The sequence below is a fragment of the Mumia flava genome (genome assembly GCF_002797495.1).
Taxonomy (GTDB): Bacteria; Actinomycetota; Actinomycetes; order Propionibacteriales; family Nocardioidaceae; genus Mumia; species Mumia flava.
The window spans coordinates 2130018-2145177 of sequence record NZ_PGEZ01000001.1 but is presented as its reverse complement, the minus strand read 5'-3'; the positions used below and the strand labels follow the sequence as shown (position 1 = coordinate 2145177).

Below are 15160 nucleotides of genomic sequence, written 5' to 3'. Positions count from 1 at the left end.
CCGGGTCGCGATCAACCGACGAGCGGCCGGCGCCCGAGGCCGACCTTGAAGAGACCGACGAGCAGCCGGTCGGAGACGAAGCCCGCCAGCCCGATGCAGATCATCCCGACCACGACGAGGTCCGTACGGACGAGCTCGCGCGCCAGGTTGATCACCGCGCCGAGGCCGGTGTCGATGCCGTTGGCCTCACCGAGGACGAGGATCACCCACCCCAGACCGAGGCCGATCCGCAGTCCGCTGACGATCCCCGGGGTCGCGGCCGGCACCACGACCTTCAGCAGCACCCCGGCACGCGACGTGCCGAGCATCTGTGCCGCCTCGACGAGGCGCGGCGGGACCTGCCGTACGGCCGAGATCGTGTTGATCAGGATCGGGAAGAACGCCGACAGCATGATGAGGAAGATCGTGGCCTGGTTGCCGAACCCGATGATCAGCAGCACCAGCGGGACCCAGGCCGTCGCGGGGATCGGCCGGACGATGCTCACGGTCGGGTCCAGCGCGGCATCGACCACCCAGAACCGACCCATCAGCACCCCGATCGGGATCGCGAAGAGGGCCGCCAGACCGAACCCCGCGAGCACGCGGGCGGTGCTCGCGAGCAGATGGTCCAGGGCCGTGCCGCTGAAGGCGTCGTCGAGGATCCCGCCGAACCAGAAGTCCCAGAAGACCTCCGCCACCCGGCCCGGCTCCGGCACGTACCCCATCTTGATCCCGAACGGCAGCACCCACTGCTGCTGCACCCCGAAGTGCCACAGCAGGAGGATCGCGATCGGGACGGGCAGGGCCAGCAGGACCCGGTTCAGGGTCCCGCCGGCCCGCCCACGCGTCGTCGCCACCGGCACTCAGGACGTCTCGGCGAACGTGTCGACGACGACGTCGCCGAGCTCCGGCTTCTCCGTGATCTTGCCGAGCTCGTACGAGGCGTCGATCAGCGCCTGGATCTGCGCCTGCCAGTCGTCCGGGATGTCCGCGCGGAGCCAGAAGTTGTCGAGGGCCGTCTCGAAGACCTCCTGGTCGCCGCCGTACGTCTCGACCAGGTCCTTGAGCCACACGTCCTGCGTGGTCGTCATCTCCTCGGTGACACGGGTGTGCTCGTCGACGACCTTCTGCACCAGGTCGGGGTCGTCGTCGATCAGCCGCTGGGTCGTGATCAGGGCGATGTTGACGCGGCCGATCTCGGTCTCGTACGGCGAGGCGACCTCGTGGCCGCCGTCGCCGAGGGCGAGGGAGACGGCGATCTCCGGCGCCCAGAAGCCGTCGATCTGACCGGTGGAGAAGGCGTTGAAGAACTCCGGCGGCGCGAGCTCGACCAGCTCGACGGCGTCGGCGTCCACACCGGCCTCCTCGAAGGTGAGGCGCATCGCGATCTCCTGCGAGCTCGCGACCAGGTAGCCGAACTTCTTGCCCTCGACGTCGGTGACGGACTGGATCGTGTCGTTGCCGACGAAGCCGGACCCGCCGTCGGCCGCGTTGGCCACGATCCGCAGGTCGCGGCCCTGGGCGACCGAGGCGATCGTCGCGGTGATGCTCCCGACCACCATGTCCACCTGGCCCGACACGAGCGCGTCGTTCAGGGCGGGTGCGGTGTCCAGGGTGACGGCCTCGTAGGTGATGCCGTCACCGTCCTCGTAGAGCAGGGGCGCGTAGAAGTGCGGCTGGCCGCGCAGGGTGCCGACCTTGACGACCGTGGTGTCGTCGCCGGCAGCGGCTTCGTCGTCGCCGCCGCACGCGGCGACGGCGGTGAGCAGGGACAGCGAGGCGGCCGCTGCGAGGAGGCGCAGGGGTCGGCGTCGGGTCATCGGCGGTCCTTCCGGGATCGTGGGTGCACCACTGTGCCGACGCGGTGTTACCGACCGACCGCCCTTCCGTGACGTGAAGGTTTCACTTCACACTGATCGCCCCGATCAGCAGCGCAGCTTCCGCGGCACCCGTACGGGCGAGGTCGCCGGCTCGCCGTGCTCGCGGTACGGGCGGCACAGCTTCAGCCCGGTGGACCGGACCGCGCTCACCAGGGCCCGGACGTCGTACCGGCGGTGCAGGGCGTGGTTCATGTGCAGCAGGATCACGTCGCCCGGGCGGACGTTGCGGACGATCCGCGTCCGCACCTGCTTCGGCGTCAGGTCGCGCCAGTCGCGCGTGTCGAGGGTCCACAGACAGATCCGGTACCTCAGGTCGCTCGCGATCGCCGCCACCTGTGCGTCGTACGCGCCGTACGGCGGCCGCAGCAGGCTGCTGCGGACCCCGCCCCGGATCTCGCGGCGGATCGCGGCCGCCCCGAGCGTGGACAGGCTCCGGTGGTCGTACGTGTGGTTCCCGACGTACTGCCCCTGGGCGCGGACCTTGTCCGCGAGGCTCTTGCCGTGCGCGCGGCGGTACGCGGTGTTCGGCTCCCCCAGCGGGAAGTACAGCATGCCGACGTCCAGCCGCTTCGCGGTACGAGCGGTCGCGACCATGCGCTTCGGCTCGGCGTAGTCCCAGTCGTCGAACGACAGCAGCACACGACGGCTGCGGTTGCCGCACGTCGACCCGCGCGGTGCGCGCCCGGTCGCATCGAGGAGCGGCCAGTCACGCACGACGGCGCGCCGCGGCTCGTCGGGCTCGGCCTGCGCGGGGGAGTCCCCGGAGTCCGGACGCACGAGTGCCGCGAGCACGAGAACCGAGCCCAGCGCCAGCAGGGCGACCGTCCGTGTCTGCACGACCTCACCTCTCGCGTGCCGAGCCTGGCCGAACGCTATCGTGCGACGTCCGATATTCGCTGGTGACATGCCCGGCCGGGACGTAGGTTCGCGTGGTGAGCAGCCAGCCGTCCGCGACGACCGTCGCCCGCGACCTCTCGTTCGCGGCTCTCGGTGTGACCGTCGTCCTCTGGGCCTCGGCGTTCGTGGGGATCCGCGCGGTCGGGGACGAGCTGTCTCCCGGTGCGCTGTCGCTCGGACGCCTGCTCGTCGCGGCGCTGGTGCTGAGCGTCCTGGCGCTGCCTCGACGACAGCCCCTTCCTCGTGGTCGCACCGCCTGGTTCGTCCTCGGGTACGGAGTGCTGTGGTTCGGTGCGTACAACGTCGCGCTCAACGCCGGCGAACGGCACCTCGACGCCGGGACCGCCTCCATGCTGATCCAGCTCGGACCGATCATCATCGCCGTGCTCGCCGGGCTGTTCCTCGGGGAGGGGTTCCCGCGCACGCTGGTCGTCGGACTCGCCGTCGGCTTCGGAGGCGTCGTGCTGATCGGCCTCGGCGGCAGCGGAGGCGGGGACGAGGACGTCGACCTGCTCGGCGTCGCGCTCTGCCTCGCCGCCGCGGTGCTCTACGCGGCCGGTGTCCTGCTCCAGAAGCCGGCGATGCCGAGCATCGGCCCCCTCCAGGTGACCTGGCTCGGCTGTGTGATCGGCACCGTGACCTGCCTGCCGTTCGCGGGACAGCTCGTCACGGAGGCCCGCGACGCCTCGACCGGAGCCCTGCTCGGCGTCGTCTACCTCGGGGTGTTCCCGACGGCCCTCGCCTTCACCACCTGGGCGTACGCGCTGCGCCGGGTCGGGGCCGGCCCGGCCAGCGCGACGACCTACCTGGTGCCGGCGGTCGCGATCGGCCTGTCCTGGTGGCTGCTCGACGAGGTCCCGACCGCGCTCGGCTTCGTCGGCGGCGTCGTGTGCCTCGTCGGGGTCGCGATCACGCGCCTGCGGCCGCGCCGGCGCACACCCGACGCCGTGCCGGCCGGCGAACCGTCACCGCTCGCCGACGCCGAGCGCGACTGAGTCCTTGCCCGCGTCGCGACGTCACCCGAGCAGGTCGTCCGCCAGGTGGCGGAGCTTGTCGGGGTTGCGGACCATGTCGACGGCGACGACCCGCCCGTCGTCGATCTCGAGGAACAGGACGGTGAGCACGCCGTCCGCCGACCGGAGCAGCATGCCGGGATCGCCGTTCACGAGCACCCGTCGCGCCGCCAGCGGCGGCTGGCGCGCGAATCCGATGAGGATGCGGGCGACTCCCTCGGCGCCGCGTTGCACCTGCCGGACGGCCGAGACCAGACCCCCTCCGTCGGAGCGCAGCTCGACGTCCGCGTCGAGCAGTGCGACGAGCCTGGCCAGGTCGCCGTCGAGGCAGGCAGCCGAGAACGCGTCGGCGACCTCGCGCTGCTCGTCCGGCCCCGCCGGGCGGCGCGGACCCGCGGCCCGCACGTCCCGGCGCGCCCGGGAGGCGAGCTTGCGCACCGCGGCCGGAGACCGCCCGACCATCGTGGCGATCTCGTCGAAGGACAGGCCGAAGACGTCGTGCATCAGGTACGCGACCCGCTGCGCGGGCGAGAGCCGTTCGAGCACGACGAGCAGCGCCAGCCCGACCGACTCGTCCATCGTGACGCGGTCCGCCGGATCGGCGCCCGCCGCGTCCGGTGCCGGCTCGACGACCGGCTCGGGCAGCCACGTCCCGACGTACCGCTCGCGACGAGCGCGTGCGCTGCCGAGCTGGTCGAGCGCGATCCGACCGACCGCCGTGGTCAGCCATGCGCGAAGGTCACGAATCTCCGCGACGTCCGTGCGTTCCAACCGCAGCCACGTCTCCTGGACGCAGTCCTCCGCCGCTGCCCACGACGAGGTCGTGGCGTACGCGACCCTCAGCAGGTGGGGCCGGTGCTCCTCGAAGGCAGCGGCGAGATCGTTCTCGGTCGCACCGCTCACGGGCGCGTCGCCACCGGCTCGTCGGAGTGCTGCGCGGCGAGCCACTGCCGGAACGTGATGCGGCCGCGGACGTCCGGCGAGTCCGTCACCAGGCCGCCGTCCCGCAGCGCACGGCCCAGGCCGCCCGGCACCCGCAACGGGATCCGGAGGGCGTGGCTCCCGGTGCCGTCCCGCCACTCGTCGACGAACGCGCGCAACGGTCGCGCCTCGGGTCCGGCGACCGTGATCGTGCGGCCCTCGGGACCTTCCTCGACCGCGTCGGCGAAGACCGCCCCGACCTCGCCGGCGTCGACCGGCTGCGTCAGGAACCGCGGGGCGGGGACGACGCCGAGCCGCGCGGCCGAAGCCAGGAGATCGGCGACGAACGGGTGGAACTGCGTCGCCCGGACCAGGGTCCAGCCCACCGGGCCGTCGACGACCAGCCTCTCCTGCTCGACCTTCGCACGGTAGTACCCGAACGGGACCGCTTCCTGCCCGACGATCGAGATCGCCAGGTGGTGCGGGACCCCGACGCGCTGCTCGGCCGCGAGGATCCTCCGTGTGCCGCCGACCATGACCTCCTCGGCCAGCTTCGGCGAGCGGGTGTTGGCGGCCTCGACCACGGCGTCGCAGCCGTCGAGTGCGTCCTCCAGCCCCTCACCCGTCGTGAGGTCGACGGGATGCTCGCTGTGTCGGGTCAGGACCCGGACCTCGTGGCCTCGATCCCTCAACGCGGCTGTGACCGGCGCCCCCAGCATCCCGGTCCCTCCGATGACGGCGATCCTCATCGCGCACTCCTTCCGTTCGGACTCTCTCACCTCACGGACGACGTGGCGACGTGGAATGTGACATCGCTCCCGGGTCGGGCTCAGTCGGCCGACGCGGGGAGCCAGCGGGGTAGGCCGAAGAGCTCGAAGAGCGTCACGTCGAGGAAGCTGGTGATCCCCGCGACGCGACCGTCACGGATGTCGAGCACGTGAAGTGCCCACGGCAGGTGGGTCGCGTCCGCCGGCATGTCCCCGGGCGGCGCGTCGCCCGGGCCGTGGACGAGCGGCTCGATCGCGGACTCGACCAGGCGGTACTGGGCGATCGCGGGGGCGCCGTTGGCCGACGTGACGATCGTCCTCGAGCCTCGGCACCCGCAGCCCGGGCCGAGCATCCACGCCGCGATGTCCTCGCGACCGGCCAGCCACATCTCGAAGGGCGGCATGTTCTGGGTCGCGTCCTCGTGCAGCAGCTGCACGAATGCGTCGATGTCGTAGGCCTCGAACGCCGCGACGTAGCGATCGAGGAGGTCCTTGACGTCGTCGTCCATGGGGTCGGACGCGCTCGTCTCCTCACCCAGCCCGTCGAGGGTGGCGCGGGCGCGCTGGAGCGCGCTGTTGACCGAGGCGACCGTGGTGTCGAGCAGCTCGGCCACCTCCTTCGCCTGCCAGCGGAGCACCTCCCGCAGGATCAGCACGCTGCGTTGCCGGGGCGGGAGGTGCTGGAGAGCGGACACGAAGGCGAGCCGGATCGACTCGCGCCCCGCCGCGACCTCGGCCGGGTCGGCCGACGGCGGAAGGACCCGCTCGTCGACCATCGGCTCGAGCCAGTCCTCGTTGGCACGGCGGGCGGACAGCGAGTCGGCGACCGGCTGCCACGCCGTGGACGACAGGTCCATCGGGCGGGCGCGCCGCTGACCGGACCCCAGCGTGTCCATGCAGACGTTCGTGGCGATCCGGTAGAGCCAGGAGCGAAGCGAGGACCGACCCTCGAACCGGTCGAGCGCCTTCCAGGCACGGACCATGGTCTCCTGCACCGCGTCCTCGGCGTCGAAGGCCGACCCGAGCATCCGGTAGCAGTAGCCCGTCAGCTCGCGGCGATACTCCTCCAGGTCGGCGTCAGTGGCGACGGCAGCGGTCATCGGGGTCCCCCTCGTTCGGATGCCTGCAGTCAACCGTACGCATCTGACAGGTTCACGAGAAGACGCGATGACCGTCGGGCGGCCCGGGGGCCGCTAGTCCTGGAAGGCCATCCCCGCCTCGTCCAGCGCCTCGCGCAGGGCGGTCATCGCCCGCCGCCCCACACCGTGCAGCGCGGCCACGTCGGCCTCCCGCCACCGTGCCAGCGACTCGAGGTCCACGATCCCCGCGCCGGCGAGCGCTCGCCGAGCAGGCGCACCGGGAACGTCAGGGAGATCGGTCACGACGGCACCTCGGCCGACTCGTCGTGGGGACGTGGCGTCCTGCCGAGGACCTCCGTGACCACCAGCGCGAGGGCCGCCAGCAGGGCGATCGTGATCACGACGAGACCGCTCGGATAGCGCCAGAACACCAGCACGACCGCCGCCACCGCGATGATCGCGGACCGGACGAGGATGCGGTTGCGGCCGAGCCACAGCTCGGCGCCGCTCGGCTCGCGGTCCGAGTCGTCCCACCGCTGCCGGACCGATCCCACTCCACGACGCAGCCCGACCGCTGCCGGCGACGGGCCGCTGAGGAAGGCCACCAGCGCCACCACGACCCCGAGCGCGAACACCGCACGGAAGGTCGTACGGAGCGGGTCGACGACGGCGTCGAAGACCGTCTCGGCCGCCGGGATCGTGATCAGGTCGGCCGGGACGGCCGACAGGTAGAAGCTGCGGCCGATCGCGACCGCCAGCGCGAGCAGCAGCATCGACAGGGCGATCGCCAGGGCAGCCACCACCAGGGCCCGGCGGCGCCGGCCGAGCGGTGCGGCCCAGATCGCCAGCGCCGTCAGCAGGAGGGCGAGCCAGGGCAGGACGGTCGAGGTGCGGTCGAGGAGGTCGGTCGCACGCTGGGCCCGGACGACGTCGGCCGACTGGAACACCTCGAACTCGGCGTTCACGCTCGGCAGTCCCTCGACGAAGGTGAAGCCCCGGTTGACGAGCTGCTCCTTCGCAGCGGCGAGCAGCGCGTCCAGCCGGACCGAGACGGTGCCGCGGTCGTCGACCGTGACGCTGGAGTCCTCCCGGCCGGTGAGCACGGCCACGACGGAGTCGTGCGCCTGACGGTTGGCCTCCGCCCAGGTCGTGGCGAACGCGTCGCTGCGGACCAGACGCTCCAGCGTGTTGTGCACGAACGTCTCGACCTGGGAGGTCAGGACGGGCGTCAGTCCGACGACGCGGTCGGGGACACGCGGCGCCACCTCGGTGAGACCGGTCAGCGCCTGGCGGATCATCGCCTCCACGTCGACCTGCGCCATCAGCTGCTCGGTCGCCGTGTCGACGATCTGGTCCTGCACAGCCGGCTCGTCCGCCAGCGGCGCGACCGTCTCCACGTAGCGGTCCGTGTCGAGGAGGATGGAGGCGGTGTAGCGCGAGACCACGCCACCGAGCGCGAGCACCACCGCGAGCGCCACGAGCACGCCGAAGGCGACCCAGCGCCAGCGGCTCGACGTCCGTCCGGTCGTCGCACCGTCGTCCGCGGGCGGCGACTCCCCCGCCTCGCGAGCCGACGCCTCGGCGCGCAGCCGGGCGACCTCCGCACGCAGCGCAGCGATCTCGTCCTCGGCGCCACCAGATTCGTTCGACGCAGCCATCGGCCTCTCCTCGTCCGCGCGGCCCGACGGACGTCACCCTAGCGCGATCGGGAACGTTCACCTCTCGTTTTCCTGCGGTTCCGGCGACGGACCGCAGCCGTCCTTAGCGTGCTGACGGTCACGACGAACGAACGAGGAGATCTCCCGTGCCCCTTCGCCTGCTTCCGCTGCTCGACGCGTCCGACAACGAGGCTCCCTGCGCCTCCGGCCGAGCCGCGATGACCTGCCGCTACCGCTGCGGCGATGCATGTGCCCACGACGCCCCGAACACCTCGGCCAACCCCTACTTCGGCGACGTCGCCGCCCGCGCCGTCTCCCGCCGCGGCATCCTGCGCGCCGGTGCCGTGATCGGTGCGGCGGGCCTCGCGGCCGGTGCCGTCGGCGCCTCCCCCGCGGCCGCCGCTCCCGGCAAGGGCCGCGGCAAGGGCGGCGGCAAGGGCCACGGCGGCGGGCGCCCCGACGCCGCCAAGGGACTCGACTTCACGCCTGTCGCACCCAACACCGCCGACGCCGTCACCGTGCCGCCCGGCTACGCCCAGGGCGTCGTGATGGCGTGGGGCGACCCGATCTTCCGCGGGGCGCCCGCCTTCGATCCGGCGAACCAGACCGCTGCGGCACAGCAGCAGCAGTTCGGCTACAACTGCGACTTCCTCGGGCTGTTCCCGCTCGGGCGCGGCAAGCACCTGATGTGCGTCAACCACGAGTACACCGACGAGGCGCTGATGTTCCCCGCCTACGACGAGGCGAACCCGACCCGCGACCAGGTCGAGATCGCCTGGGCGGCTCACGGGCTGTCGGTCGTCGTGGTCGAGGAGGACCGCCGCTCGGGCGCGTTGACGCCGCTCGTCGGGCACCGGATGAACCGACGCTTCCACACGCACAGCGAGTTCGAGCTCACCGGCCCGGTCGCCGGCCACGAGCTGGTCCGCACGGCCGCGGACCCGCGCGGCCGGACCGCTCTGGGCACGCTGAACAACTGCGGTGGCGGCACGACCCAGTGGGGAACCTGGCTCACCGCCGAGGAGAACTTCAACCAGTACTTCGCCAACGCCGGCGCGGTCACCGATCCCACCACCTCCGAGCGGCTCGCGCGCTACGGGCTGCCGACCGGCGCGACGCCGCGGCAGTGGGAGGAGTTCGAGGACCGCTTCGACCTCGCCAAGGAGCCGAACGAGGTCAACCGCTTCGGATGGATCGTCGAGATCGACCCGTACGACCCGAGCTCGACGCCGAAGAAGCGCACCGCGCTCGGCCGCTTCAAGCACGAGGCCGCCGAGCCGCAGGTCACCCGCGACGGCCGGGTCGCGGTCTACATGGGCGACGACGAGCGGTTCGACTACTTCTACAAGTTCGTCTCGGACAAGAAGATGGCACGCGGCGACTCCTGGTGGGCCCGCCGGCACAACAGCACGCTGCTGGACTCCGGCACGCTCTACGTCGCCCGCTTCCTCGGTGACTCGTCGCAGGCCGAGATCGACGGCTCGGGCGCTCTTCCGTCGGACGGCGAGTTCGACGGCGTGGGCGTGTGGGTGCCGCTGGTCAGCGGCACCACCTCGTACGTGGCCGGGATGACCGCGGAGGAGGTGCTGCTGTTCACGCGGCAGGCCGCCGACATCGTGGGTGCCACCAAGATGGACCGCCCCGAGGACGTCGAGCCCAGCCCGAGGACCGGCAAGGTGTACGTCGCGCTCACGAACAACTCGAACCGCGGACGCGCGGGCTACCCGGCCGCCGACGAGGCGAACCCGCGCAACTCCAACCGCCACGGTCAGGTGCTCGAGCTGACCGAGATGGGCAACGACGGCGCCGCGGAGGCCTTCACCTGGGACCTCTTCCTCGTCTGCGGCGACCCGGAGGACCCGAGCACGTACTTCGCCGGCTACCCCAAGGAGGCCGTCTCGCCGATCTCGTGCCCGGACAACGTCACGTTCGACGCGTACGGGAACCTCTGGATCTCCACCGACGGCAACGCGCTCGGCTCGAACGACGGCCTGTTCGGGGTCGCGGTCGACGGGGAGTACCGCGGCCAGGTCAAGCAGTTCCTCACCGTCCCTCGGGGCGCCGAGACCTGCGGCCCGTACGTCGACTCCGACCGCGTGATGGTGTGCGTGCAGCACCCCGGTGAGATCGACGGCGCGTCGTACGAGGCCCCGGCGTCGCACTGGCCCGACGGTGGCACGTCGATCCCCCGTCCGGGCGTGGCCGCCGTGTGGCGCAAGGACGGCAGGTCGATCGGCCGCTGAGCCGGATCAGCCCGACAGCTCGACGCCCGGCGGGTGGTACGGATCCGTACCACCCGCCGGGCGCTTCCGCGTCCGGACAGCGCCGCCGGTGCAGCGTAGCGTCGAGCGCATGTCGCGATCGCACACGACCGTGGTGCGGCTGCTCGATCGGTACGGCCGCACCTTCAGCGACGACGCCGGGATCACGCTCCGTGACAAGCCCTCGCCGCTGTGGCGCCTGCTCGTCCTGTCGCTCCTGCTGTCGGCACGGATCTCGTCGGACATCGCCGTCGCGTCGGCCCGTGAGGTGAGCCGGGCGGGTTGGCGGACGCCCGCACGGATGCTGGACAGCACCTGGCAGCAGCGCGTCGACGCACTCGGCCGCGGCGGGTACCGCCGCTACGACGAGCGCACCGCGACCCAGCTCGCCGACGCCGCGCAGCACGTCCGAGCCCGGTGGTACGGCGACCTGCGGCGGATGCACGCCGACGCCGGCGACGACCCCGACGCACTCGCACGCAGGCTGCAGGAGGTCCGCGGGATCGGACCGGCCGGCGCGGCGATCTTCCTCCGCGAGGCGCAGGCCGTGTGGCCGGGTCTGCGTCCGTACGTCGACGACCTCGCCGTCCGGGGCGCGCGGGCCCTCGGCCTGCCGACCACACCCTCGCGGCTCGCCGCTCTGGTCGACGGTGAGGATCTCGCCCGCCTGGTCGCGGGCTGCGTCCGTGCGGCGCGTGACGACCGGGTCGCCGACGTCGTGCGGGGCTGATCGCGCCGGGGCGTACGAAGCGGTGGCCCGGCCGTCACGCGATCGTGCTGCGTGACGGCCGGGCCACCGCTGTGGTGCTCCTTCCTCAGGCTCCGGTCACTCGGCGAACAGGTGGTCGAGCGTGCGGGACATCAGATCCGACGCCTCGTCGGGAGCCAGTCCCTCGAGCCCGAACCCGTACATCGCCGTGTCCGGCGTGGTGATGACCGCACCCTCGTCGACCGAGGCCTGTGCCCGCTCCCAGTCGTTGGCGTTGCCGCCCGACCCCTCCGGAGCGCCCGGGACCTCCCAGCCACCGAGATCGGTCTCGAACGACGTCTCCGCGACGGTCGCGCCGTCGACGGTGACCGAGGCGTCGTCGATCCAGACGCCGAGGTTCGTCGTCGCCCAGTCCGTGGCGTACACGATCGCGACCTCGACCTCCTGGCCGGCGTAGGCGGACAGGTCCATCGACCAGTCCTGCCAGCCCGAGGAGTTGCCGCTGAACGCGTTCCACTCGCCGGTGGTGCCGGTCGGGCTGCAGTCCTCACCCTGGTAGTGCGCCAGCTTCGGGTGCAGCTCGTCGACCCAGCCCGACGCGCAGCTGTCGCCGGTGGCCTGGGTCGTGTGGCCGTTCGCGTCCGGCAGCGTCGTCCAGTCGTCCGTCCCGACGGGTGCCACCTCGACGAACACGAAGTCCCAGTTCGTCTCGGTGTCGGCCGAGATCCGGAAGTCGAGACTGCCCGAGGAGGCCCCGGTCAGGTCGACCGTGCGGGCCAGACGCTTGTAGGCCTGGTCCGCCGACTGGCTCGAGACGAACCAGTCGCCGGTGTACGGAGCGTACGGATCGCCGAACCCGCGGTCCCACGAGACGGGTGCCTCGGAGGTGAACTGCGGGAACTCGTCCGGCGGCAGGAACGACGACGTCGACACGAAGGCCGCCGTGTGGTCCTGCGTCTCGTTGAGCGACGCGCTCCAGCCGTCGAAGAGGGTGTCCTCGTCGCCGACCAGCGGGAAGGTCCCGTCGTCGGTCGTTCCCCCGTCACTAACGTACTGGTACGACCCGAGCCAGTACTGGAGGAAGTCGTTGCCCATCGGCAGGCACGGGTCCGCACCCGGTGTGGTGCACCCGACGTCGCCGGCCTCCTCGTACGGGTCGTAGTAGTACGAGCCGTCGGCAGCCTGCGCGAACAAGGCGTACTTGCCGGCGACGAGCAGCTTGCCGCCCTCGTTGACGTAGTCGCGGACGTTCAGCTCGGTGTCGTACGACCACTTCGCAGCGGTGCCGGGCACCTGACCGACGTTGCGGGCGATGACGTCCTCACCGGTCTCCCACACGACGGCGTCGTAGTGCGACAGCACGCCCAACGGGTGCGGAGCGAGCCGCCCCGCCGCATCGACGTCGTAGACGTCGGTGCTGTAGCCCGCCGACTCGACCGCGTCGACGTAGGTGTCGACGTAGTTCGGGCCGTCGGCCTGGGCCGGCGAGACGCCGGTGTAGTCCTCGGCCGCGAGCACGAGCACGTCGTCCCCGATGTCGTCGGCGACGGTGTAGCTGAAGGACTCGCTCTTGACGGTCCTGGCGCGCTTGCCCCAGGAACCCTTGCCGCCCTTCGACTTCAGCTTGCCGCTGAAGCTCACCGTCACCTCGTCGCCGGAGCGCTGGCGCGGGACCTCGGCACGGTACTCGGCGTAGTAGATGTCGTTCTCGCCGCCGTACTTCTCGCCGCCCCTCCACTCCTTGGCCTTGACCGTCCGGGTCTTCGTCTTGCCCTTGCCCTTGCCCTTGCCCTTCGAGGGCGACGCCTCCCGGACCTTGTAGGTCATCTTGAGGTTCTTCACGGCACGCTTGGCGACCACCGCGACCTCCTGCGACGTCCCGTACGACACCGGGAAGTCGTCGACGTCGAAGGTCGGCGTCTTCAGCCCGACCGACGACTTCGGGTCGTCGGGGTCGGAAGCCGACCGAGCGACCGCGAGCGCGAACGGGATGTTGTTCTCGAACTCCTGCTGGATCAGCTCCTCGTCGTCGGGGAAGTTGAACCCGCTCGCACAGTCGGCGGCCTCCCACTCGTCGTCGGGATCGGCGTTGCTGATCGTCTGGCACGTGGACATCTCCGGCGTGAACGCCAGCGTGCCCTGCTCCTCGTGCGTGTGACCGTCGGTGTCGCCGTTGGTCGTGTAGAGCTCGGCGGACAGGTCCGGGTCGTAGTTGGGGATCGCCGGGTTCTCGTCGGTGCCCGCCAGGGCCTCGTAGATCTCGTCGTCCGGTGTGGGCGTCTCCACCTGCCAGCCCACGCCGTAGAGGATCAGCTCGGCGGCCGAGTGGTAGTTGATGAAGAAGTCGAAGCCGACCTTGTCGACCAGACCGATCGTCGCCCGCGTCTCCGACTCCGACGCCGGCTCCGGACCGCGGTAGGTCTCGCTCGCAGGCTGCGGCGAGGACCCCTCGTTGTCGTAGCCCCACTTGTAGGGGAAGTTGCGGTTCATGTCGACGCCGTCACCGTTGGTGATCACGCCGTCGCCGTTGTTGTCCCGCAGCGTCTTGCGCCACAGCCGGTTGCCCTCGGTGAAGGTGAAGTCGTAGCCGTCCGGGTTCTGCACCGGGAGGAACCACAGCTCGGTCGTGCGCAGGAGCTTGGTGATCTCGCGGTCGGAGCCGTACCCGTCGATCATGTAGTGCATCAGCCGCTGCACCATCTGCGGTGTGATCCACTCGCGCGCGTGCTGGGTCGCTCCGTAGAGGACCGACGGCTTGCGCCCGTCCTTGAGCCACTTGGCGCCGGTCGTGACCTTCAGCGCGTAGATGGGCTGACCGGTGCCGGAGGTGCCGATCTTGACGAGCTTCGTCAGGCTCGGGTTCGCCCTCGCGGTCGCGACCAGGTCGTCCTTGATGCCGCCCGCTTCGCTGTAGGAGCGGTAGACGCTGAAGCCGGCCGCGGCCTGGCGAGCCATCATCGTCGAGGCGGCGACGCCGTCGACCTCCTTGACGTCGAGATCGACGCCCTCGCCCTCGAGCTCCCCTGCCTGCTCCGGGGTCAGAACGACCTCGACCTCGGCCTCGCCGTCCTTCGTGACGTCCGTGGTGGCGTGGTCACGGTCCACGCCGACCTCGCCGAGCGCGTCCAGCCCCTCGGAGTCGACCGTGGCCGTATAGACCTCGAGCCCGGACCCACGTGGGCCGGGCTCGTTCTTGGGCGTCTCGGCGGAGGCTGGGCCGGTCGCGGCCAGCACCCCGCCCATCAGGGCGAGAGTGAAGATTCCGACGAGAGATCGTCTCGCCGACGTACTTCTGACGGGTACGGGTGTCCGTCTCATGCAAATCCTCCGGCCTCAGGGCGCGTCCCCTCGCGGCGCGCACTGTCCCACATCGTGGACGCAATGCCCTGAGGTGTCAACGGGTCCGTCCGGGTTGGACCACATCGTCCTCCGATGTCGCCGACATCGGGTCACCGGCGGAAGTGGGCTCCCGCCGCCGGGTCGGCCAGCGCAGCCCGGACGTGGGCGAGGCGCTCCCCGGTCGAGGGGGCGAGGGGCGAGGGCAGCCCGTCCGGCGGGAACCATCCGACGGCTGTCGACTCGTCGTCGGCGACCCGCGCCGAGGCGACCGCCGCGTCGTCGACGGGCCGACAGGCGAAGCACAGGTCGACGTACTGCGTGACGTCGCCGTTGGGGTAGTGCACGGGCTCGGTGGTCGTCACCGCCGCGAGCCGGTCGACCACCACCGCGACGCCGGTCTCCTCCTGGATCTCGCGGGCGAGCCCGACCGCCGGCTCCTCGCCCGGCTCGAGGATCCCGCTCGGCACGGCCCACTCGCCGCTGTCCGCCCGACGGCCGAGCAGCACGCGCCCGTCCGGCGCACGCACCACACCGGAGACCCCGGGAAGCCACAGCAGATCGTGGCCCACCCGCGCACGCAGCGCGGCGACGAACTCCGGGATCGGCACGGTGCGAGCGTACGCCAGGTCACGGAACGGATCGCTTGCACCACGAGGA

Annotated in this window: 13 protein-coding genes; 3 read left to right on the top strand and 10 right to left on the bottom strand. The window is 71.5% G+C overall.

The window, feature by feature from the left end; all coding sequences use genetic code 11:
- Positions 1-11: 11 nt before the first annotated feature.
- The 3 genes from CLV56_RS10185 to CLV56_RS10175 all read right to left on the bottom strand — a co-directional run bounded on the left by CLV56_RS10185 (position 12) and on the right by CLV56_RS10175 (position 2696).
- Entirely contained in the window at positions 12-842 is an 831-nt protein-coding gene (locus tag CLV56_RS10185) for an ABC transporter permease (protein ID WP_211288037.1), read from the bottom strand.
- The gene (locus tag CLV56_RS10180; protein WP_100414781.1) at positions 843-1799 is read right to left on the bottom strand and encodes an ABC transporter substrate-binding protein; all 957 of its coding nucleotides are present in this window, start codon (positions 1797-1799) and stop codon (positions 843-845) included.
- 105 nt (positions 1800-1904) lie between these two features.
- Positions 1905-2696: a polysaccharide deacetylase family protein gene (locus CLV56_RS10175; RefSeq protein WP_039363517.1), complete on the bottom strand. Its 792-nt coding sequence runs from the start codon at positions 2694-2696 to the stop codon at positions 1905-1907.
- 95 nt (positions 2697-2791) lie between these two features.
- Between CLV56_RS10175 and CLV56_RS10170 the strand changes: the two genes are divergently transcribed.
- Positions 2792-3751, top strand: a complete 960-nt coding sequence (locus tag CLV56_RS10170) for a DMT family transporter (protein WP_211288036.1) — start codon at positions 2792-2794, stop codon at positions 3749-3751.
- A 21-nt stretch (positions 3752-3772) separates the two neighbouring features.
- Here CLV56_RS10170 and sigJ read toward each other — a convergent pair whose 3' ends face one another.
- The 5 genes from sigJ to CLV56_RS10145 form a co-directional block, all read right to left on the bottom strand.
- Positions 3773-4672, bottom strand: coding sequence for an RNA polymerase sigma factor SigJ (gene sigJ, locus CLV56_RS10165; RefSeq protein ID WP_039363516.1), 900 nt, complete (start codon positions 4670-4672; stop codon positions 3773-3775).
- Entirely contained in the window at positions 4669-5439 is a 771-nt protein-coding gene (locus CLV56_RS10160; RefSeq protein WP_039363515.1) for an SDR family oxidoreductase, read from the bottom strand. The genes sigJ and CLV56_RS10160 overlap by 4 nt, the downstream gene beginning before the upstream one ends.
- 80 nt (positions 5440-5519) lie before the next feature.
- Positions 5520-6557 carry a sigma-70 family RNA polymerase sigma factor gene (locus CLV56_RS10155; protein WP_039363514.1) on the bottom strand — a complete coding sequence of 346 codons (1038 nt, stop codon included), beginning with the start codon at positions 6555-6557 and terminating at the stop codon, positions 5520-5522.
- Positions 6558-6650: 93 nt separating this feature from the next.
- Positions 6651-6839 carry a helix-hairpin-helix domain-containing protein gene (locus CLV56_RS10150; protein WP_039363513.1) on the bottom strand — a complete coding sequence of 63 codons (189 nt, stop codon included), beginning with the start codon at positions 6837-6839 and terminating at the stop codon, positions 6651-6653.
- Positions 6836-8194, bottom strand: coding sequence for a hypothetical protein (locus tag CLV56_RS10145; protein WP_100414778.1), 1359 nt, complete (start codon positions 8192-8194; stop codon positions 6836-6838). Before CLV56_RS10145 ends, CLV56_RS10150 begins: the two co-directional genes overlap by 4 nt.
- Positions 8195-8340: 146 nt before the next feature.
- Here CLV56_RS10145 and CLV56_RS10140 point away from each other — a divergent pair, with 146 nt between their 5' ends.
- Both CLV56_RS10140 and CLV56_RS10135 read left to right on the top strand, forming a co-directional pair.
- The gene (locus tag CLV56_RS10140) at positions 8341-10437 is read left to right on the top strand and encodes a PhoX family protein (RefSeq protein WP_039363512.1); all 2097 of its coding nucleotides are present in this window, start codon (positions 8341-8343) and stop codon (positions 10435-10437) included.
- 109 nt (positions 10438-10546) lie between these two features.
- Positions 10547-11185, top strand: coding sequence for a hypothetical protein (locus CLV56_RS10135; protein ID WP_039363511.1), 639 nt, complete (start codon positions 10547-10549; stop codon positions 11183-11185).
- Positions 11186-11281: 96 nt separating this feature from the next.
- Here the strand turns inward: CLV56_RS10135 and CLV56_RS10130 are convergent, their stop codons facing one another.
- Together CLV56_RS10130 and CLV56_RS10125 are read right to left on the bottom strand one after the other, a co-directional pair.
- Positions 11282-14407 (bottom strand): M14 family metallopeptidase, encoded by a 3126-nt coding sequence (locus tag CLV56_RS10130; RefSeq protein ID WP_211288035.1) that lies wholly within the window; start codon positions 14405-14407, stop codon positions 11282-11284.
- Positions 14408-14613: 206 nt separating this feature from the next.
- Positions 14614-15111: an NUDIX hydrolase gene (locus CLV56_RS10125; RefSeq protein ID WP_039363507.1), complete on the bottom strand. Its 498-nt coding sequence runs from the start codon at positions 15109-15111 to the stop codon at positions 14614-14616.
- Positions 15112-15160: the final 49 nt, after the last annotated feature.